Origin of the sequence: Enterobacter cloacae complex sp. ESBL7, assembly GCF_041679625.1 — a bacterium.
Classification (GTDB): domain Bacteria; phylum Pseudomonadota; class Gammaproteobacteria; order Enterobacterales; family Enterobacteriaceae; genus Enterobacter; species Enterobacter asburiae_B.
Map to the genome: position 1 here is coordinate 1 of NZ_JBGORN010000029.1, position 1,181 is coordinate 1,181.

General features: G+C 47.7%; 1 protein-coding gene and 1 pseudogene. Both read right to left on the bottom strand.

The genetic code is table 11. The features are described from left to right. Window positions 1-584, bottom strand: a pseudogene (locus ACERY3_RS25265) (MBOAT family protein); the annotation flags it as partial. A 63-nt stretch (window positions 585-647) separates the two neighbouring features. Then, the coding region (locus tag ACERY3_RS25270) for a VasL domain-containing protein (RefSeq protein ID WP_373226794.1) at window positions 648-1,181 on the bottom strand (534 nt) is incomplete at its 5' end.

Below are 1,181 nucleotides of genomic sequence, written 5' to 3' on the forward strand. Positions count from 1 at the left end.
ACGATTAAAAACAACGCTTTTTTATAATGAAGGATATGCCGTTTTTGATTTTCCAGTTGAGGGAATAACTGTACGGCACGGTTAACCGGACCTGCGGTAAATGTCGGTAAAAAACTCATGTAGAGCAGGATGTCCATCCCACGAATATTCCTGAGTTCACCACGAACCACAGACATGACCAGCGATATGGAGTTAAATAAATAGAATGACAACCCCACAGGCATCAGTATAGTCAGAACAGGGAGAGGGAAATACTTTTGCCAGCCTCCAGTTGCAGTCTGTATCCATTCACTTACAGGTGAATAATACTTGAAGGCAATAAAAAAACTTAACACAACAAAAAGCAGAAGCGGGACTGCAAACTTTCTTGATTTTTGCCCATGAGCCATACCAGTCATAAATAAAACAAGCACACTATAAATAATCAGAATAATAAAAGATCTGACATTTATCGATGCAATAAATCCGTAACCAGCCACCAGTAACAATACATTCTGGATTTTACTCCATGGCTGGCATAACCAGTATGCCGCAAAAAAAACAATAAAACAGAATAAAAACTCCGGAGAGAAAAATACTGACATAGAAATCCTTAAGTCGGTTCTGGCTGACACCTTCCGACTCATTTAAACCATATTGGGTGATATTCACGGAACTGTGTTGTTGACAGTATTCCTGATAAATGCGTAACGAAATATAAGCTGATTCAGATGCTGTGCAGCCTGCTGTTCCGTCGCCGTCTGACTGCCGTCGTTATTTTTTTGCTGTGACAGCTGGCGCAACTGCTCCTCCAGCGGCACGTTCTGGCTCAGGGTTTGCGTGATGGCAAACACCGACGATTTCAGCTCTGAGACCGTGATGTATTTTCCCCGCTGCATATCGGTGCTGTTGAGCCGGTTCGTCAGCGACTGCAGCTGTACCATGGCCTGATGCCAGCCCTGCAGACGGGCTTCCGGCAGGGCATTCGCCTCCATCTGCTGTTGCCACTGTTTTGCCAGCGCAGCGGTTTCCGGCTGATGCGGCCACAGGCGCTGCGTCTGTGCCACCAGCGCAAATCCGTAGTCCTGCGCCCATGTCGGTGACAACTGCGCCAGTTCGTCCAGCTGGTCGCGGGTACGTTCAGTCGCCATCCGTCCCTGCGCCTGCAGAGCGGCGGCGTTTTCTTCAATCATCGCTCCCTG